The organism is Enterobacter genomosp. S (assembly GCF_001631805.1).
Lineage (GTDB): Bacteria > Pseudomonadota > Gammaproteobacteria > Enterobacterales > Enterobacteriaceae > Enterobacter > Enterobacter quasihormaechei.
Genome location: NZ_LVVA01000012.1, coordinates 320,534 through 339,034, shown reverse-complemented (window position 1 = coordinate 339,034; position 18,501 = coordinate 320,534). Strand labels below are relative to the sequence as shown.

The 18,501-nt window shown below is 57.2% G+C and carries 15 protein-coding genes; 8 read left to right on the top strand and 7 right to left on the bottom strand.

Features of this window, described 5'->3' with window-relative positions; genetic code table 11:
• Positions 1 to 69: 69 nt before the first annotated feature.
• A complete protein-coding gene (locus tag A3466_RS09235) occupies positions 70 to 1,536 on the bottom strand; it encodes a mannitol dehydrogenase family protein (protein WP_063450334.1) in 1,467 nt (488 codons plus the stop codon).
• A 205-nt stretch (positions 1,537 to 1,741) separates the two neighbouring features.
• On the opposite strand from A3466_RS09235, the gene uxuA reads away from it, so the two are divergent.
• Complete coding sequence (gene uxuA, locus A3466_RS09230) at positions 1,742 to 2,932, top strand: mannonate dehydratase (protein WP_063450333.1); 1,191 nt, start codon at positions 1,742 to 1,744, stop codon at positions 2,930 to 2,932.
• Between the two features lie 116 nt (positions 2,933 to 3,048).
• Here the strand turns inward: uxuA and yeiP are convergent, their stop codons facing one another.
• Positions 3,049 to 3,621 (bottom strand): elongation factor P-like protein YeiP, encoded by a 573-nt coding sequence (yeiP, locus tag A3466_RS09225; protein ID WP_014884579.1) that lies wholly within the window; start codon positions 3,619 to 3,621, stop codon positions 3,049 to 3,051.
• Between the two features lie 165 nt (positions 3,622 to 3,786).
• Here yeiP and A3466_RS09220 point away from each other — a divergent pair, with 165 nt between their 5' ends.
• Positions 3,787 to 4,041, top strand: a complete 255-nt coding sequence (locus A3466_RS09220; protein ID WP_063450332.1) for a YkgJ family cysteine cluster protein — start codon at positions 3,787 to 3,789, stop codon at positions 4,039 to 4,041.
• Here the strand turns inward: A3466_RS09220 and setB are convergent.
• Entirely contained in the window at positions 4,038 to 5,219 is a 1,182-nt protein-coding gene (setB, locus tag A3466_RS09215; protein WP_063450331.1) for a sugar efflux transporter SetB, read from the bottom strand. The two genes, A3466_RS09220 and setB, sit on opposite strands and share 4 nt — an antisense overlap.
• Before the next feature lie 358 nt (positions 5,220 to 5,577).
• On the opposite strand from setB, the gene fruB reads away from it, so the two are divergent.
• The 3 genes from fruB to fruA are packed head-to-tail and all read left to right on the top strand — an operon-like array spanning position 5,578 to position 9,348.
• On the top strand, positions 5,578 to 6,708 hold the full coding sequence (gene fruB / locus A3466_RS09210) for a fused PTS fructose transporter subunit IIA/HPr protein (RefSeq protein WP_063450330.1): 1,131 nt from the start codon (positions 5,578 to 5,580) through the stop codon (positions 6,706 to 6,708).
• Positions 6,708 to 7,646, top strand: coding sequence for a 1-phosphofructokinase (gene fruK, locus A3466_RS09205; RefSeq protein ID WP_063450329.1), 939 nt, complete (start codon positions 6,708 to 6,710; stop codon positions 7,644 to 7,646). The genes fruB and fruK overlap by 1 nt, the downstream gene beginning before the upstream one ends.
• 16 nt (positions 7,647 to 7,662) lie before the next feature.
• Positions 7,663 to 9,348 carry a PTS fructose transporter subunit IIBC gene (fruA, locus tag A3466_RS09200; RefSeq protein WP_063450328.1) on the top strand — a complete coding sequence of 562 codons (1,686 nt, stop codon included), beginning with the start codon at positions 7,663 to 7,665 and terminating at the stop codon, positions 9,346 to 9,348.
• A 74-nt stretch (positions 9,349 to 9,422) separates the two neighbouring features.
• Here fruA and nfo read toward each other — a convergent pair whose 3' ends face one another.
• On the bottom strand, positions 9,423 to 10,280 hold the full coding sequence (gene nfo / locus A3466_RS09195) for a deoxyribonuclease IV (RefSeq protein ID WP_063450327.1): 858 nt from the start codon (positions 10,278 to 10,280) through the stop codon (positions 9,423 to 9,425).
• A gap of 64 nt (positions 10,281 to 10,344) precedes the next feature.
• The gene (locus A3466_RS09190) at positions 10,345 to 11,391 is read right to left on the bottom strand and encodes a YeiH family protein (protein ID WP_063450326.1); all 1,047 of its coding nucleotides are present in this window, start codon (positions 11,389 to 11,391) and stop codon (positions 10,345 to 10,347) included.
• A gap of 97 nt (positions 11,392 to 11,488) precedes the next feature.
• Between A3466_RS09190 and yieE the strand changes: the two genes are divergently transcribed.
• Together yieE and A3466_RS09180 are read left to right on the top strand one after the other, a co-directional pair.
• A complete protein-coding gene (gene yieE, locus A3466_RS09185) occupies positions 11,489 to 12,355 on the top strand; it encodes a DNA-binding transcriptional regulator YeiE (protein WP_063450325.1) in 867 nt (288 codons plus the stop codon).
• A 180-nt stretch (positions 12,356 to 12,535) separates the two neighbouring features.
• Positions 12,536 to 14,005 carry an amino acid permease gene (locus tag A3466_RS09180; RefSeq protein ID WP_063450324.1) on the top strand — a complete coding sequence of 490 codons (1,470 nt, stop codon included), beginning with the start codon at positions 12,536 to 12,538 and terminating at the stop codon, positions 14,003 to 14,005.
• Between the two features lie 54 nt (positions 14,006 to 14,059).
• Here the strand turns inward: A3466_RS09180 and A3466_RS09175 are convergent, their stop codons facing one another.
• Both A3466_RS09175 and fghA read right to left on the bottom strand, forming a co-directional pair.
• Positions 14,060 to 16,045, bottom strand: coding sequence for a ligand-gated channel protein (locus A3466_RS09175; protein ID WP_063450323.1), 1,986 nt, complete (start codon positions 16,043 to 16,045; stop codon positions 14,060 to 14,062).
• 268 nt (positions 16,046 to 16,313) lie between these two features.
• Entirely contained in the window at positions 16,314 to 17,141 is an 828-nt protein-coding gene (gene fghA, locus A3466_RS09170) for an S-formylglutathione hydrolase (protein ID WP_063450322.1), read from the bottom strand.
• Positions 17,142 to 17,278: 137 nt separating this feature from the next.
• On the opposite strand from fghA, the gene A3466_RS09165 reads away from it, so the two are divergent.
• A complete protein-coding gene (locus tag A3466_RS09165) occupies positions 17,279 to 18,427 on the top strand; it encodes a YbfB/YjiJ family MFS transporter (protein ID WP_063450321.1) in 1,149 nt (382 codons plus the stop codon).
• Positions 18,428 to 18,501: the final 74 nt, after the last annotated feature.

The window sequence follows — 18,501 nt, the reverse complement described above, 5'->3', positions numbered from 1 at the left end:
AAAAAACGGGCATTGAGAAGAGGGAGGGCGAACGGAGCGCATAACCGTTCGCTTTAAACGCAATAATCGCTAAATTTTTAACGTTTCGATAACGGCCTGACGCGCGCCGAGCCGGACGAGGCGCTGGTACGCTTCGGTTATCGCCTCGACAAAGGCCGGATTTTGCGGCAGGTCATCGCCAAAGATTTCTTTAAGCGCCAGCAGGGCGTTAACGCGTTCCGCGTCGCTGCTGGCTTCAGCAAGCGCGTGAAATTTTTCGTTCAGAGGGTCGCGCACGTCAATGGCGTTGCCCTGTTCATCCGTACCGCTGACGTAGCGCATCCAGCCCGCCACCCCCAGCGCCAGAAGTGGCCAGGCGGTCTTACGTTCAAGATGGACGCGGATCCCATCCAGCATGCGTTGAGGCAGCTTCTGGCTGCCGTCCATGGCGATTTGCCATGTACGGTGTTGTAGCGCCGGGTTGGCGAAGCGGTCAAGCAGGCTGTCGGCATACGCCGTCAGATCGACGTTGGTGATGCGTAGCGTAGGGGCCTGCTCATTCAGCATCAGTCTGCGGGCTGCCTCGCGGAAACTGTCGTCCTGCATGCATTCATTAATGTGTGCGTAACCGGCAAGGTAGCCCAGATAAGCGAGGAAGGAATGGCTGCCGTTCAGCATCCGCAGCTTCATCTGCTCCCAGGGCAGGACGTCGTCAACCATCTGTACGCCTGCAACCTCCCACTCCGGACGCCCGGCGACAAAGTTATCTTCCACCACCCACTGAATGAACGGTTCACAGCTGATGGCGCAGGGATCGTCAACCCCCAGCTCCCGGGTGATTTCCGCGAGCGAGGCGTCGGTGGCGGCGGGCACGATTCGGTCGACCATGGTGCCGGGGAAGCTCACGTGCGTCTCTATCCATTCGGCCAGCTCTGCGGAACGCTTTGCGGCCATGCCGAGTACGGCGTTTTTCACTACATGACCGTTATCGGGGATATTATCGCAGGAGAGCACGGTAAACGCCGGCAGGCCCCGTTCGCGGCGGCGATCAAGTGCTTCGACCAGAATTCCCGGCGCGGAATGCGGCTCAGACGGGTGCTCCAGATCGTGAAGGATGCGGCTGTTTTGCATATCCAGCTTTCCCGTCGCCGGATCGATGCAGTAGCCTTTTTCGGTTATGGTGAGGGAGACAATTGCTACCTGCGGTTCGCAGAACTTCTCAATAATGGCCGCCAGCGAGTCGAGTTTTGCGTTCAGGCACGCTTTTACCGCACCAATAATAATCGGCTGGTTGCCTTCGGCACCTTTCTCCAGCACGGTAAAAAGATGATCCTGCGCCCGGAGCTGGCTCATGAGGACATCGCCGCTAAAGAGGCTAATCTCACATATTCCCCAGTCGCCCCCTTTGGCGTTCAGCACCCGGTTTGTTAACAACGCCTGATGCGCCCGGTGGAACGCGCCAAAGCCGAAATGGACGATGCGGGAGCGTAACTGCTGGCGATCGTAGCGGGGCTGCTGGACATGAGCAGGAAGCGCGGTGGAGGCAATAGTCTTCATGTAGTACACACCTGATTAACCATTAATTAACAACGCCAGTGTAAAGTTATATGACAACAAATTAAATTGGTAAGCCGTAAATATCCCCGTTATGTGAGTTTGATCAATCAATGTCGCGCGCTGTGTTGACCACTCCAATTAAACATGTATGGTAGTCGTCATTGTGTTAACTTGTATTGGTATAACAACTTGAGAGGGTGGGGCAATGGAACAAACCTGGCGTTGGTACGGGCCGAACGATCCGGTTTCTCTTGATGATGTGCGTCAGGCTGGCGCAACGGGTGTGGTCACGGCGCTGCATCATATTCCGAACGGTCAGGTGTGGCCGGTTGAGGAAATTCAAAAGCGTCAGGCACAGCTGGCTGAGAAGGGGTTAACCTGGTCTGTCGTGGAAAGTATTCCGGTTCACGAAGACATTAAAACCCGCTCCGGCGAGTGTGAAACCTGGATTGCGAATTATCAGCAGAGCATTCGTAACCTGGCGGCCTGCGGTATTGATACCGTCTGCTATAACTTTATGCCGATTCTGGACTGGACGCGTACCGACCTGGAATATGAAATGGCCGATGGTTCGAAAGCGCTGCGCTTCGATCAAATCGCGTTTGCGGCTTTCGAGCTGCATATTCTGAAGCGTCCAGGCGCGGAAGCCGACTATACCGCCGAAGAGCAGCAGCAGGCGCTGGCGTGGTTTAAAGCCGCCAGTGAAGCGGACGTAGACAAGCTGGTCCGCAATATTATCGCGGGCCTGCCGGGGGCGGAAGAAGGATACACCCTCGACCAGTTCCGCGCGCGCCTGGCGGAATACGGCGATATCGATAAAAACCAGCTGCGTGAAAACATGGCGCACTTCCTGCGCGCTATCGTGCCGGTGGCCGAAGAAGCGGGCGTGCGCCTGGCGGTCCATCCGGACGATCCTCCGCGCCCTATCCTTGGTCTGCCACGTATCGTGTCGACAATCGACGATATGCAGTGGCTGAAGGAGACGGTGGATAGCATCTACAACGGCTTTACCATGTGTACGGGCTCTTATGGTGTGCGTGCGGATAACGATCTGGTGAGGATGATCGAAACCTTCGGCGATCGCATTCACTTTACCCACCTGCGCGCAACCTGCCGGGAAGAGAACCCGAAAACCTTCCACGAAGCCGCGCATCTTGGCGGTGACGTGAATATGGTTGCAGTGGTAGATGCCATTCTGGCTGAAGAAGTACGGCGTAAACAGGCGGGCGATGTGCGTCCTATCCCGTTCCGTCCGGATCACGGGCACCAGATGCTGGACGATCTGCGCAAGAAAACGAATCCGGGCTATTCGGCGATTGGTCGTCTGAAGGGCATGGCGGAAGTGCGCGGTATTGAGCTGGCGCTGAAAATGACGAAATATCCTGAGCTTCTGTAGACGGAATTACCCGGTGGCGCTCCGCTTACCGGGCCTACGAAAAACCGGCTCTGAAGCCGGTTTTTGTGTATTTGTAGGCCGGGTAAGGCAAAGCCGCCACCCGGCAAACGCCACTATCAGTCAGCGCGACCCATATAGCGTTTTTCTTCGATATGGATGCGGATCTTCTCGCCCGCTGACAGGTATTCAGGCACCTGTACGACCAGACCGGTCGTCAGGGTTGCCGGTTTGTTCCGCGCGCTTGCAGATGCGCCTTTGATGCCAGGCGCCGTTTCCACGATTTCCAGATCAACGGTCTGCGGCAGCTCCAGCGCCAGCAGCACGCCATCCCAGGTCAGCACCTGCATGTCCGGCATTCCACCTTCAGGAATAAACAGCAGCTCTTCTTCGATCTGGTCTTTGGTGAAGATATACGGGGTGTAATCTTCTTTATCCATGAACACGTATTCGTTACCGTCGACATACGAGAAATCAACGTAGCGGCGAGTCAGGGTCACGGTATCCACGATATCGTCACCTTTGAAACGTTCTTCCACTTTCAGGCCGGTACGGACGTCGGCGAAACGCATTTTATACAGCGTTGCTGCGCCACGGGCGCTTGGGGCCTGAATGTCGATATCTTTCACAATCAGCAGTTTGCCGTTGTAATTCAGTACCATACCTTTCTTAATTTCGTTCGCTCTTGGCATTGCAGTAATCCTGTATACGGGAGGTAAAAAATATCGCGCCAAATTACTCGCGCGCGGCCTTTCAGGCAAGCGGAATTCGTGGCTTTTGCTATCAATACATAAAAGGTGTTACTGTGCGCGCAAATGCCCGACCGCGCGGGCATTTGCCACCCACAGAGAGCATGTATGGATTGTCGTTCCGATTGTGGCGCGTGCTGTACCGCACCGTCCATCTCAAGTCCCATTCCAGGCATGCCGGACGGCAAGCCTGCCAATACCCGCTGCGTTCAGCTCTCGGAATCCAACCTGTGCATGATCTTTGGTTCGCCGTTACGCCCGAAGGTGTGCTCCGGGCTACAGCCAACCGCCGAAATGTGCGGCAGTACGCGCCAGCAGGCCATTACTTATCTGCTTGAGCTGGAAGCGCTCACCGCGCCTTAAACATCTTTTATGCGCGTCAGGCAGCTCAGCGTCAGGACGCACATCACCAGCGCAATCCAGAACACCGTGTGATAGTTCCAGATTTCAGCCACCACGCCCGCCAGCGAGCCTGCAATAATCCAGCCCACGCGGGTGGTATTCGTATAAAGGGTGGTGGCAGAGCCCGCCTGACCCGGCATCAGATCCTGGAAATAGAGCATGCCTATACCGGCCAGAATGCCAATGTAAATAGCGTTCAGCAGCTGTAAAGCAAGAAGCAGCGCTGGCGTATGGACCGTCAGCATACCGACATAAAACAGCAGCCCGGCAGCGGCGGCGATGCGCATCAAAAAGCGCTTGCCGAAGCGCTTCGCGTAATAGCCCGCAATCAGCATGGTTGGGATTTCAAGCCCTGCGGCGGTTCCCATCATGATCCCGGCCAGCTTCTCCGGCAGATGCAGCTCATCAATAATAAACAGCGGCATATTAATGATATAGAGGCTGTTCGTTCCCCACATCAGGGTACAGATAATGAATAACAGCAGCGCGTCGCGCCGGTTACGTCGCGGTGCCTCCAGCGTGCCGGTCGCCACTTTCGGCTCTTTACGCATGGAGGGCAGGAAGAACCAGACCATCGCGCCGCATACCACGAAGGCCACGGCTGCGCTCAGGTACATCACCGTAAAGCCAAAACCCATCGCCAGCGCGTAGGCGAGCGGGGGGCCAATTACCCAGGCCAGCGACACCTGAGCACGCAGTATTGAGCTGAACATCACCGCTTCCCGCCCGGTGCGGTCCGCGTGCTCGCGGGCAAGGGCGAACATCTGCGGGTTGGCGGTAGAGCCGAAGCTGCTCAGGAAGACGCCCACAAACAGCAAAATGAAGTAGTTACGGTTCCAGGCAAACAGCAGACAGGCAAACACCCCGAGCAGGCAGCAAAAAACGATCAGGCTTTTGCGATCGCCTTTTCTGTCCGAGCGACCGGCAAGAAACTGGCTGACGAAAATGCCAATGATGGCGCTCCCGGTAAAGAAGAAGCCGACCATCGCCGGACGGGCGTGAACTTCGTTGGTCAGAAACAGGCTCAGCGTAGGCGTTTGTAACGCACCGGCAATACCGGTGAGGAAAGCAACAATCAAAAACGCCGTTGACGTCAAATCAAAGGGCTTTGGTGAGGCGGCAGCGGGGGTGTTATGCATGTTCAGTCTTTGCGAGTAACAGAGAGAGGCGGAGTTTACGCCGCCCGTCATTAAATAAACAGAGGGTAAAGTCAAGATTGCTACAAAAAATCAAAATGGCATTTCACTTTCACGCCGCCTCGCTGAAGCGTGCTGAACCTGTTTACTGAACATCAGCAAAATCCCCTGAGCTGAAGAAGAAATGTGCTGCACTTCTAAATTCTGCAACAAGAAATGTAACTTTTCTTGCAACCTGTTGTAGAAAAGACAAGACTTCTTGAAACGTTTCAGCGCTATCTTGCACGTCGAGATGATGCAGTTTAGCGCTTATTTTCTCAGTTAAGCTGAAACGATTCAATTTCAGCAGGAGAGGAGAATCATGTTCCAGTTATCTGTTCAGGATATCCACCCGGGCGAACAGGCCGGGAATAAAGAAGAGGCTATTCGCCAGGTTGCTGCTGCGCTCGTGCAAGCAGGCAACGTGGCTGACGGCTACGTCAACGGCATGCTGGCGCGCGAGCAGCAGACGTCCACGTTCCTCGGTAACGGTATTGCTATCCCACATGGCACCACCGACACCCGCGATCAGGTGCTGAAAACCGGCGTGCAGGTCTTCCAGTTCCCGCAGGGCGTACTGTGGGGCGAGGGTCAGGTGGCTTACGTGGCGATCGGCATCGCGGCCAGCGGTGATGAACACCTGGGCCTGCTGCGTCAGCTGACGCACGTGCTGAGCGATGATGCCGTGGCGGAACAGCTTAAATCTGCGACCACGGCTGAAGAGCTGCGTGCTTTGCTGATGGGCGAAAAACAGAGCGAAGCGCTGAAACTGGACAATGAAACCCTGACGCTGGACGTCGTGGCGTCCGATCTGGTGACGCTCCAGGCGCTGAACGCGGCTCGCCTGAAAGAGGTGGGGGCGGCGGATACCGCTTTTGTGACGCGCACCATCAATGATAAGCCTTTAAACCTGGGGCAGGGCATCTGGCTGAACGACAGTGCTGAAGGCAACCTGCGTAGCGCTATCGCCGTCAGCCGGGCGGCTGTTGCCTTTGAGACAGCCGGCGAGCGCGCCGCGATGCTGGTGACCGTCGCCATGGCTGACGACCAGCCGGTTGCCGTGCTGAAGCGTCTGAGCGATCTGCTGCTGAACAATAAAGCTGAAAAACTGCTGAACGCCGACGCGGCGACGGTGCTGGCCCTGTTGACCAGCGACGATGCGCTGACGGACGACCTGCTGAGCGCAGAGTACGTGGTGCGTAACGAACACGGCCTGCATGCCCGTCCGGGCACCATGCTGGTGAATACCATCAAACAATTTGAAAGTGAGATCACCGTGACCAATCTGGACGGTTCGGGTAAACCTGCCAACGGGCGCAGCCTGATGAAAGTTGTCGCGCTGGGCGTGAAGAAAGGCCATCGTCTGCGTTTCACCGCGCAGGGTGCAGATGCTGAACAGGCGCTGAAGGCAATTGGTGATGCCATCGCGGCCGGTCTGGGGGAGGGCGCATAATGAGCAGACGTGTTGCAACCATTACGCTGAACCCGGCTTACGATCTGGTGGGCTTCTGCCCGGAAATTGAGCGTGGCGAAGTCAACCTCGTTCGGACTACCGGCCTGCATGCCGCAGGGAAAGGCATTAACGTGGCGAAAGTGCTGAAAGATCTCGGCATCGACGTCACCGTTGGCGGCTTCCTCGGCAAAGATAACCAGGACGGCTTTCAGCAGCTGTTCAGCGAGTTGGGTATCGCCAACCGTTTTCAGGTTGTGCAGGGCCGTACCCGCATCAACGTTAAGCTGACCGAGAAAGACGGTGAAGTGACCGATCTGAACTTCTCCGGCTTCGAAGTGACGCCGGCTGACTGGGAGCGCTTCGTTGCCGATTCCCTGAGCTGGCTGGGCCAGTTTGACATGGTGTGCGTCAGCGGCAGCCTGCCGTCCGGCGTCAGCCCGGAAGCGTTCACCGACTGGATGACGCGCCTGCGCAGCCAGTGCCCGTGCATTATTTTCGACAGCAGCCGCGACGCGCTGGTCGCCGGTCTGAAAGCCTCTCCGTGGCTGGTTAAGCCTAACCGCCGTGAACTGGAGATCTGGGCGGGCCGTAAGCTGCCAGAATTAAAAGATGTGATTGAAGCTGCCCATGCGTTGCGCGAGCAGGGTATTGCTCACGTGGTAATTTCGCTTGGCGCAGAAGGTGCCCTGTGGGTGAACGCCTCCGGGGAGTGGATTGCCAAACCGCCGTCAATGGAAGTGGTCAGCACCGTGGGTGCCGGGGATTCGATGGTTGGCGGCCTGATCTATGGCCTGCTGATGCGCGAATCCAGCGAACACACCTTACGTCTTGCTACCGCCGTGGCGGCCCTGGCCGTGAGCCAGAGCAACGTGGGCATTACCGATCGTACCCAGTTAGCCGCGATGATGGCGCGCGTTGACTTAAAACCTTTTAACTAACAGCAGGAGAGGAATAATGAAAACGCTGCTGATCATTGACTCCGGTCTCGGACAGGCTCGTGCCTACATGGCGAAGACCCTGCTGGGCGCGGCGGCACAAAAAGCGCACCTGGATATCATTGATAACCCGGGTGATGCCGAAATGGCGATTGTTCTGGGTGACAAAATCCCCGCTGACAGCGCCCTGAACGGCAAAAAGGTGTGGCTGGGCGATATTAATCGCGCGGTGGCTCACCCTGAACTGTTTTTGAGCGAAGCAAAAGGCCATGCGACGGTTTACAGCGCCCCCGTTGAGGCGGCGCCGGTTGCAGCCACTGGCCCGAAACGCATTGTCGCGGTGACGGCGTGCCCGACAGGCGTGGCTCATACCTTTATGGCGGCTGAAGCCATTGAAACCGAAGCGAAAAAACGCGGCTGGTGGGTGAAGGTTGAAACCCGCGGCTCCGTGGGTGCAGGCAATGCCATCACGCCGGAAGAGGTGGCAGAAGCCGATCTGGTGATTGTGGCGGCCGATATCGAAGTGGATCTGGCGAAGTTTGCCGGTAAGCCGATGTACCGCACCTCTACCGGCCTGGCGCTGAAGAAAACCGCGCAGGAGTTTGATAAAGCGCTGGCGGAAGCCAAACCTTATCAGGCAACCGGTGCGGCAAAAACGCCGACCGAAGGCAAGAAAGAGTCTGCCGGTGCCTATCGTCACCTGTTAACGGGCGTGTCTTACATGCTGCCGATGGTAGTGGCGGGCGGCCTGTGCATTGCGCTCTCCTTCGCCTTTGGTATCGAGGCGTTTAAAGAGCAGGGCACGCTGGCGGCAGCGTTGATGCAGATTGGCGGCGGCTCCGCGTTCGCGCTGATGGTGCCGGTGCTGGCGGGCTTTATCGCCTTCTCCATTGCTGACCGTCCGGGCCTGACCCCGGGTCTTATCGGCGGTATGCTGGCCGTGAGCACCGGTTCTGGCTTTATCGGCGGTATCATTGCCGGTTTCCTTGCGGGTTACGTGGCGAAGCTGATCAGCTCGAAGCTGAAGCTGCCGCAGAGTATGGAAGCGCTGAAACCTATCCTGATCATTCCGCTGATCTCCAGCCTGGTGGTGGGCCTGGCGATGATCTACCTGATTGGTAAACCGGTCGCGGGCATTCTGGAAGGCTTGACCCACTGGTTGCAAACCATGGGAACGGCGAACGCGGTTCTGCTGGGCGCTATCCTCGGCGGTATGATGTGTACCGACATGGGTGGTCCGGTAAACAAAGCGGCATATGCCTTTGGCGTTGGCCTGTTGAGTACCCAGACCTACGCGCCGATGGCGGCGATCATGGCGGCAGGTATGGTGCCACCGCTGGCGCTCTGCCTGGCGACACTCATTGCCCGTCGTAAGTTCGATAAAGCGCAGCAGGAAGGCGGCAAAGCGGCGCTGGTGCTGGGCCTGTGCTTCATCACCGAAGGCGCAATCCCGTTTGCGGCGCGCGATCCAATGCGCGTTCTGCCCTGCTGTATCGTGGGCGGCGCGGTCACTGGCGCTATCTCCATGGCGGTTGGCGCGAAGCTGATGGCACCGCACGGCGGTCTGTTCGTTCTGCTGATCCCTGGTGCGATTACTCCGGTACTGGGTTATCTGCTGGCGATTGTCGCCGGTACGCTGGTGGCGGGTCTGTCTTACGCGGTGCTGAAGCGTCCGGAAGCGGAAGCGGTAGCAAAAGCAGCCTGAATGAGGTGTCGGGTGGCGGCTTCGCCTTACCCGACCTACAAAAAAGCCGGGTCGCGTTAAGCGCCCGGCTTTTTTTATGCCGCCTGTTCAGCGGTTTGCTGGGCCTTCAGCCAGGCAATCTCTTCCGCCCAGATGTCCGGATTGATGGTTTCCAGCACCATCGGAATGCCGTCGAAGCGGGCGTCCTGCATGATGAAGCGGAACGCATCGTGGCCGATATTGCCTTCGCCCAGGCTGTGGTGACGGTCAACGCGGCTGCCGAATGCACTTTTCGCATCGTTTAAGTGCATACCGCGAAGATATTTAAAGCCAACAACGCGCTCGAACTCCTCGAAGGTATTTTTCGTGGCCTCGGTGGTGCGCAGGTCATACCCGGCGGCAAACGCGTGGCAGGTATCAATGCACACGCCCACGCGGGATTTATCTTCCACGCCGTCGATGATCGCCGCCAGATGCTCAAACTTAAAGCCGAGGTTGCTACCCTGACCGGCGGTATTCTCGATCACCGCCGTCACGCCCTGGGTTTTATCCAGCGTCATGTTGATGGATTCGGCAATGCGCGCCAGACAGGCGTCTTCGTCGATTTGCATCAGATGGCTTCCGGGATGGAAGTTCAGCAGCGTCAGCCCGAGCTGTTCGCAGCGCTGCACTTCATCAAGGAACGCCTCGCGGGATTTATCCAGCGCTTCCTGAACCGGATGCCCAAGGTTGATCAGATAGCTGTCGTGGGGAAGGATTTGGCCCGGCCCGTAATGGTATTTTTCACAGGCGGCTTTGAAATCGTCAATCACCTCGGGGGTGAGCGGCGCTGCGCGCCACTGGCGCTGATTTTTGGTGAACAGGGCGAAAGCGGTCGCCTCGATTTCGGCGGCGCGAATGGCGGCATTCGCAAGGCCACCGGCAGCGCTAACGTGCGCTCCAACATATTTCATGAAAAGACTCCTGTTAACCCGAAACGCCTATGATAACGGGTTAACAGGAGAAGGACGAGATGGTTTATGCCATCAGGCTGTGCACGGCAAGGTTAATCGCGCCGCCGCCCACAATCAGCCAGATGAAGAGCACCAGCGCCATCAGCAGCGGTTTCGCACCGGCTTTTTTCAGCGCGCTGACGTGAGTGGTCACCCCCAGCGCCGCCATCGCCATCGCCAGCAACACCGTATCGAGCGTCACCAGCATCTCCACCACCGCGTTTGGCAGCAGGTGGAAGGAGTTGAAGATAGCGACCACGATGAACAGGATCGCAAACCAGGGGATGGTGATTTTGCTTTTCTCGCTGCCGCCTGCCGGAGCCAGTTGCTTAACCCGCGCCGCGAGGAAAATCAGGAACGGAGCCAGCATCATCACGCGCAGCATTTTGGCGATGACCGCCGCGTTTTCCGCTTCCGGATTGATGGCGTGACCTGCCGCCACCACCTGCGCCACTTCGTGCATGGTTGAACCAATATAGATGCCGTAGGTTTCCGGGCTGAACCAGTGCGCCACCAGCGGGTACATGGCCGGATAGAGGAAGATCGCCAGCGTACCGAAGATGACCACCGTTGCGACGGCGACCGTCACTTTACTGGCTTCAGCCTTAACGACCGGCTCCGTCGCCAGCACCGCGGCGGCGCCGCAGATGCTGCTGCCCGCACCGATCAGCCAGCTGGTCTGTTTGTCCAGCCCAAAGATCTTCTGGCCAATGAAGCACGCCAGTAAAAAGGTGCTCGTAAGGGTCAGGACGTCAATGGCAATCCCGCTGACGCCCACGTCCGCAATCTGCGAAAAGGTGAGACGGAAGCCGTAAAGGATAATACCGAGACGTAATAAATGCTGCTTGGCGAAAATCACGCCGCCGTCGCAGGATTTCCAGAGGTGCGGATAAACGGTATTCCCCACCACCATGCCGAGCAGAATGGCCAGCGTTAAGGCGCTGAACCCTGCGCCGGCAACCGCCGGTATACTGCCGCCCCATAAGGCAACCCCGGTAACCACGGCGCTGAGCGCGAGACCCGGCACGAAGTGCCACACTGTACGATGATGTTGTAAGGTGATTTCTGACATAACCTTCTCCTTTGTCTGGCTAAAGGTTACGGCGCTCTGGCTTAAAAATAAAATTGATTATATATTTATAATCAATCTTTATAAGTGGTAAGCAACCATGCACATTACATTGCGTCAGCTGGAAGTTTTTGCCGAAGTGCTCAAAAGCGGCTCGACGACCCAGGCGTCACAAATGCTGGCGCTCTCGCAGTCTGCCGTCAGTGCGTCCTTGACCGATCTGGAAGGACAGCTGGGCGTCCAGCTTTTCGACAGGGTAGGGAAGCGGCTGGTGGTGAACGAACATGGCCGACTGCTGTACCCGCGCGCGCTGGCGCTGCTGGAGCAGGCGACGGAGATCGAGCAACTGTTCCGCGAGGACAACGGCGCTATTCGCGTTTTTGCCAGCAGCACGATCGGTAACTACATTCTGCCGGAAGTGATAGCCCGCTACCGCCGTGATTTTCCGACCCTGCCGCTGGAGATGAGCGTCGGCAACAGCCAGGACGTCATTAACGCGGTCATTGATTTCCGCGTGGACATCGGGCTTATCGAAGGGCCATGCCACAACGTGGATATCATTGCGGAACCCTGGCTGGAGGATGAGCTGGTGGTATTCGCTTCCCCGGCCTCTTCTCTGTTACAGGGCGAGGTCACGCTGGAACGGCTGGCGCAGGCCCAGTGGATCCTGCGCGAGCAGGGCTCCGGTACGCGTGAAATCGTCGATTATCTGCTGTTGTCCCATCTGCCGCAGTTCCAGCTGGGGATGGAGCTAGGTAACTCGGAGGCCATCAAGCACGCCGTGCGTCATGGTCTGGGCATCAGCTGTCTCTCCCGTCGGGTGATTGCCGAACAGCTGGAAACCGGCTCGCTGGTTGAGATCCCCGTTCCGCTGCCGAAGCTGGTGCGTACGCTGTGGTGCATCCATCATCGTCAGAAACACCTTTCCAGTTCGCTCCAGCGTTTTCTGCGCTACTGCGCCATTTAACATTTCCCGGTGGCGCTTCGCTTACCGGGGCTACGTGCGCTTACCACCCCACATTTTTATGCTTTACTTATAATCCTGGCCGAGTCATGAAGCTCTCTTATAACTGAGCATTTCTGCCGGAAGGAACGCGGATCGTCTGCTACAATCGCGCCTCATTTATTGAATGGACAGCATTTTCACATGGTTTCAGAAACTAAAACCACAGAAGCGCCCGCGCTACGTCGCGAACTCAAGGCGCGTCACCTGACGATGATCGCCATTGGCGGCTCCATCGGTACAGGTCTTTTCGTTGCCTCTGGCGCAACGATTTCGGCAGCCGGCCCGGGTGGGGCACTATTCTCTTATATCCTGATTGGCCTGATGGTTTACTTCCTGATGACCAGCCTGGGCGAACTGGCGGCCTACATGCCGGTATCGGGGTCGTTTTCGACCTATGGACAAAAATACGTTGAGGAAGGCTTCGGCTTCGCGCTGGGCTGGAACTACTGGTACAACTGGGCGGTGACTATCGCCGTGGACCTCGTCGCCGCACAGCTGGTGATGACCTGGTGGTTCCCGGACACGCCAGGCTGGATCTGGAGCGCGCTGTTCCTGGCCGTTATCTTCCTGCTGAACTACATCTCCGTGCGCGGGTTCGGCGAAGCGGAATACTGGTTCTCTTTGATTAAAGTGGCAACCGTCATCATCTTTATCGTCGTCGGTGTGGCGATGATCGTTGGTATTTTCAAAGGGGCCGAACCGGCGGGCTGGAGTAACTGGACCATCGGCGACGCGCCGTTTGCCGGGGGCTTCTCGGCGATGATTGGCGTGGCGATGATTGTCGGCTTCTCCTTCCAGGGCACGGAGCTGATTGGTATTGCGGCCGGTGAATCCGAAAACCCGGAGAAGACCATACCGCGCGCGGTGCGTCAGGTGTTCTGGCGTATTCTGCTGTTCTACGTGTTCGCGATCCTGATTATCAGCCTGATCATTCCGTATACCGATCCAAGCCTGCTGCGTAACGACGTGAAAGACATCAGCGTCAGCCCGTTCACCCTGGTCTTCCAGCATGCGGGCCTGCTCTCTGCGGCTGCGGTGATGAACGCGGTGATCCTGACGGCGGTACTGTCTGCGGGTAACTCCGGCATGTACGCCTCCACCCGTATGCTCTATACCCTGGCCTGCGACGGCAAAGCGCCGCGTATTTTCTCGAAACTGTCTCGCGGTGGCGTGCCGCGCAACGCGCTGTATGCGACCACGGTGATTGCGGGTCTGTGCTTCCTGACCTCCATGTTCGGCAACCAGACGGTGTACCTGTGGCTGCTTAACACCTCCGGTATGACGGGCTTTATCGCCTGGCTGGGCATTGCCATCAGCCACTACCGTTTCCGTCGCGGCTACGTCATGCAGGGTCATGACCTGAATAACCTGCCGTACCGTTCAGGGTTCTTCCCGCTGGGGCCGATTTTCGCCTTCGTTCTGTGCCTGATCATTACTCTGGGTCAGAACTATGAGGCCTTCCTTGCGGACACCATTGACTGGGGCGCCGTTACGGCCACCTACATTGGTATCCCGCTGTTCCTGCTCATCTGGTTTGGCTACAAGCTGACGAAAGGAACACGCTTCGTTCGCTACAGTGAAATGGATTTCCCGGAACGATTTAAGCAATAACCGTACTTCCTCTCTTTAAGCCCGCTCAACCGAGCGGGCTTTTTTATGGGCAGATCAGAAGCTGTAGGTCATGCCAACCGTATAGCGACGCCCGTCCAGCACGGTGTCATACGTGTCGTAGTCAATCTGCTTATCCAGCACGTTATACACACCGGCGGTAACCAGCAGGTTTTTGTTCGCGTTGTAGCGCAGACCGACATCAACCTGAGTGTAGGACGGTGTGCCCTGGGACATTGACGTGCGGCTCAGGTACTCAGACGTTTTACCGCGAAGGTTCAGACGGCTCCAGAAACCGACGTCGGGCGTCGCCTGCCAGTCCAGGGTGGTGTTGAACATGTGCTTCGGCATCTTGTTCAGCGGCTTGCCTGAGAACTGACCGCTCTTCTGCTCAGATTCGGTATAGGTATAGTTTGCGGTCCAGTTTACATCGCGCGAGATTTTCCAGCCGAAGGAGGACTCCACGCCGCGCATGTTGGCTTTGTCCACATTAACGCGGTCGCTCACAAAATCATAGCTGTGATCGCCAATCGTACAGGCGGGATCGGCGCTGCTGTTACAGCGGCGAACTTCCGTAATCTTGTCCTTGAAGTCGGTATTAAACAGCGTCACGCCGGCATTCAGGTTATCGTTGTTATCCCAGAGCAGGGCGAGCTCTTCGCTCAGGCTCTTCTCTGGTTTCAGATCCGGGTTGCCGACGATGATACCGTCAAGACGGCCGCCACCCGTTACCTGGCCCCAGCTGGCAGACGACTGACGCAGATCCGGCGCACGATAGCCAGCCGAAACCCCGCCCTTCAACGTCCAGTGATCGGCCAGGTGCCATACGCCGTAACCGCGCGGCGTCCAGTTCGTCCCGTAGTTTTGGTCTTTGTCCATACGCAGGCCGCCGGTCAACGTAAAGCTTTCCGTCATTGACCATTCATCTTCGGCAAACAGGGCCCAGCTCCAGCGCGTCAGTTTGTTCAGGCCGTCCGCCGCTTCCAGCTGATTGCCCTTGTCGCGCAGTTTCTCATACCGATACTGTCCGCCGAGGGTCAATGTATGATCGCCGAGGAAAATCTGGTTCTGGTTGTTGAAGGTGGTGTTATAGGAGCGCATTTCGCGACCTGGATTATTGGTCTCTTCCTGCTGGATATAGCTGGTGGTATTGAAGTCGTCGTAATACCCGCTGTGGGTTAACGAGTAGGTCGTGTGCTCATAGCGCGAGTCGCTTTTGGTATTTGGCGTACAGGTTGTTCCCCGGCAGGTTTCAGCCGCTTTCGACATCCCTGGCGTGCTGTTTCTGTCCTGAAGCTCGCGAGCAAAGTCGAGGTCGAAATCGTTCTTCTCGTCCGGCGTGAAGTTCAGGGTAATGCCACCGTTACGCATTTTCTGCTCGTTATACCCGTTCACGATTTTATCTTCGGCGCGGCGTGACAACAGCCCCGTCACTTTTGCGCCAAGCAGACCGTCAATCAGGGGACCAGAAGCGTAGGCGTTGGTCTGGAAGATATCGCCGGAATCATGGTTTTCCTGGAAGGTTGCATCGCCGTGCAACGAACCGGTCCAGGCTTTAGTGTTTGAGGCTTTTTTGGTAATGACGTTGATGACGCCACCCATCGCATCGGAGCCGTAAAGTGAGGACATCGGGCCGCGGATAACCTCAATGCGCTCAATGGACTCCAGCGGCGGCAGCCAGCCTTGTTCTATACCCGAGTTGTCGCTGTTTGGGCGGGTGCTACGCGTACTGACGCGTTTGCCGTTCACGAGGAACAAGGTGTACTGAGATGCCATGCCGCGAATGCTGATATCACTGCTACTCCCGCCGCCGGTGACGACCACGCCCGGGACGTCTCTTAGGGCATCGGTAACATCACGGTAGGCTTTATCTTCAATCTGCTGTTTCGAAATAACAGAGATGGAGGCGGGGGCATTCTGGATCTTTTGTTCAAAACCCGTCGCGGTGACGACAACGGTGTCCTGATCGGCTGCGTGAACGAGAGGGGTGAATGTGGCAGCGCCAACGGCGACGGCCAGGAGCTTAATGCGGGGTATTGTCATTTGTACATTCCGTATAAAAATGAATAAAACTCCATCGGGATAACCCTGAGAACTGTATGTTTTTGTCTTTTAAGAACTCTTTAAGATGGAGAAGAGCCTGGAATTGTACAAAAGAATGTAGAATTGTAAACACAAATGATAATTGAAATCATTTTTGTTTGACGAAGATGAAAGGAAACCAGCCTGGATTCAAGCGGATAGAATTATGTAAATGAGGGGGAGGGGAAAGGCCCGGTATGCAGGAGGCTACCGGGCAAAAAGGCTGAACTTACCTGAACAGATGTTCCGCGTGGAAGCGGAGATGATCTTCAATAAAGGACGCCATAAAGTAATAGCTGTGATCGTATCCCGCCTGAATGCGCAGCGTCAGCGGCCAGTCCTTCTGGCGCGCCGCTTCCGCCAGAACCGCAGGCTGTAACTGTCCGGCGAGGAACTGATCCGCATCACCCTGGTCGATAAGCATCGGAATCGCATCTTCCGTCCGGCTTGCCAGCATCAGCGCGCAGCTATCCCATTCCTGCCATTTTTGACTGTCGTCACCCAGATAGTGTGTGAAGGCTTTTTGCCCCCACGGCACCTGCGTTGGGTTCACAATCGGTGCGAATGCCGACACGCTGACGTACTTACCCGGATTTTTCAGCGCCATGATCAGCGCGCCGTGGCCGCCCATCGAATGCCCGCTTATCGCGCAGCGCTCGCTGACCGCAAACTGAGACTGCACCAGCGCCGGCAGTTCGTCGCGAATGTAGTCATACATGCGGTAATGGCTCGCCCACGGCTGCGCGGTGGCGTTGAGATAGAATCCGGCACCTTTACCCAAATCGTATCCGGCATCGTCGGCCACGTCATCGCCACGCGGGCTGGTGTCTGGCATCACCAGGGCAATGCCCAGCTCAGCGGCAATACGTTGTGCTCCCGCTTTGGTGGTGAAGTTTTCGTCGTTACAGGTCAGGCCTGAAAGCCAGTACAGCACCGGTGGATTTTCCGCAGGGGGCAGGAAAATGCTGAACGTCATTGCACAATTCAGCGTGGTGGAGTCGTGCCGCCAGCGCTGCTGTCGACCTTCAAAACAACGATGCTCTTCGAGCAGTTCCATGCAGGGCTCCTTAAAGGTAAGACGATTCATTAAACGCATAATACAGCGTTTTCATTGACCTGTGAGCAACTTTCACTTTCGCAGGACGACGAGATGTTGCATCATAAATTTACTTTTCTTTAACAATTGGAGCGATCATGGCGCTGCGTATCGCGCTCAGCGGATTTGTGGTTCTGGTCGTGGCAATGGGGATAGGGCGCTTTGCCTTCACGCCTCAGGTGCCGCTGATGATTGCCGCCGGGCAACTCACGCTCACCAGCGCGGGTCTGGTGGCGGCGATGAACTATCTGGGCTATCTGGTCGGCGCATGGGATGCCATGCGCGCCCATCGCTTCGTTGAAACGCGTCTCTGGCTGGGGATTGTCGGCGCGGTGGCGCTGACGCTGCTCTCCGCAGCGGCAGATAACGCCGTCGTTCACGGCCTGCTGCGCTTCGTGATTGGCTGCATGAGCGGCTGGTCGATGGTGCTGATTGCCGCCTGGACCAACGAGCGGCTGGGGCAGTTGGGCAAGCCGGGGCTCAGTGCGGCGGTCTTTGCCGGACCCGGTGCAGGCATCGCGCTGAGCGGCCTGCTGGCGGTCTATATTCAGGCCAAATCCCTGTCCGCCGGGGCGGCATGGCAAATCTACGGCGTCCTCGCGCTGGTGCTGATTGCGCTGGTGGCGCGGTATCTTCCGCGCGCGGGTCAGCTTCATCGCCCGGGGTCCGCTCCTGAGCCGCTGCTGCTAACCGCAGATTTAAGGCGTCTGGTCTGGAGCTACAGCCTGGCGGGTTTTGGCTATATCCTCCCGGCGACCTTTTTATCGCAAATGGCGGCGGTGCGTTTTCCCGGCAGCCTGTTTGCGCAGTTTGTCTGGCCGATATTTGGCGCCGCTTCAGTGGTGGGAATTGTGCTCAGCATTGCCCTGCGGCATACGTCAAGCGCTAACCGCAGGCTGGCGATTGTCCTTTGGCTACAGGGGATTGGCGTGCTGGCGGCCTGGCTGCTGCCGGGCATTGGCGGTTTGCTGACGGGGGGGATGCTGGTGGGCGGCGGGTTCCTCTGCGCCGTGCAGCTCTCTCTGCTTTACGGTCGCGAGCTGGCGCCCGACCACGCGCGCTATATGGCGGGACTGCTCACTACTGGTTATGCCATTGGTCAGTTGGTGGGGCCGGTCACGTCGGCGCTGTCAACCTGGCTCACGCACCGGCTGGAACCTGCGCTGGGGCTGGCGGGGATCGCGCTGTTCATTGGCGGGGCGTTAGTCTGGAACCGTCAGGCTGAAAGGCAACAGCAATTGCAATAATTATCGTCGTGAATACTGGATTATGTGCGTCGCCTCACGCACAATGAGCGCACACTTTTGCCACAACGAGGGCA

Excerpts from the sequence above, each read along its gene's own strand:
- A3466_RS09220 (WP_063450332.1), top strand. The coding sequence starts at position 3,787 with ATGGATTGTCGTTCCGATTGTGGCGCGTGCTGTACCGCACCGTCCATC.
- A3466_RS09180 (WP_063450324.1), top strand. The coding sequence starts at position 12,536 with ATGGTTTCAGAAACTAAAACCACAGAAGCGCCCGCGCTACGTCGCGAA.
- fruK (WP_063450329.1), top strand. The coding sequence starts at position 6,708 with ATGAGCAGACGTGTTGCAACCATTACGCTGAACCCGGCTTACGATCTG.
- uxuA (WP_063450333.1), top strand. The coding sequence starts at position 1,742 with ATGGAACAAACCTGGCGTTGGTACGGGCCGAACGATCCGGTTTCTCTT.
- A3466_RS09235 (WP_063450334.1), bottom strand. The coding sequence starts at position 1,536 with ATGAAGACTATTGCCTCCACCGCGCTTCCTGCTCATGTCCAGCAGCCC.
- fghA (WP_063450322.1), bottom strand. The coding sequence starts at position 17,141 with ATGGAACTGCTCGAAGAGCATCGTTGTTTTGAAGGTCGACAGCAGCGC.
- fruB (WP_063450330.1), top strand. The coding sequence starts at position 5,578 with ATGTTCCAGTTATCTGTTCAGGATATCCACCCGGGCGAACAGGCCGGG.
- setB (WP_063450331.1), bottom strand. The coding sequence starts at position 5,219 with ATGCATAACACCCCCGCTGCCGCCTCACCAAAGCCCTTTGATTTGACG.
- A3466_RS09190 (WP_063450326.1), bottom strand. The coding sequence starts at position 11,391 with ATGTCAGAAATCACCTTACAACATCATCGTACAGTGTGGCACTTCGTG.
- A3466_RS09165 (WP_063450321.1), top strand. The coding sequence starts at position 17,279 with ATGGCGCTGCGTATCGCGCTCAGCGGATTTGTGGTTCTGGTCGTGGCA.
- A3466_RS09175 (WP_063450323.1), bottom strand. The coding sequence starts at position 16,045 with ATGACAATACCCCGCATTAAGCTCCTGGCCGTCGCCGTTGGCGCTGCC.
- nfo (WP_063450327.1), bottom strand. The coding sequence starts at position 10,280 with ATGAAATATGTTGGAGCGCACGTTAGCGCTGCCGGTGGCCTTGCGAAT.
- yieE (WP_063450325.1), top strand. The coding sequence starts at position 11,489 with ATGCACATTACATTGCGTCAGCTGGAAGTTTTTGCCGAAGTGCTCAAA.
- fruA (WP_063450328.1), top strand. The coding sequence starts at position 7,663 with ATGAAAACGCTGCTGATCATTGACTCCGGTCTCGGACAGGCTCGTGCC.
- yeiP (WP_014884579.1), bottom strand. The coding sequence starts at position 3,621 with ATGCCAAGAGCGAACGAAATTAAGAAAGGTATGGTACTGAATTACAAC.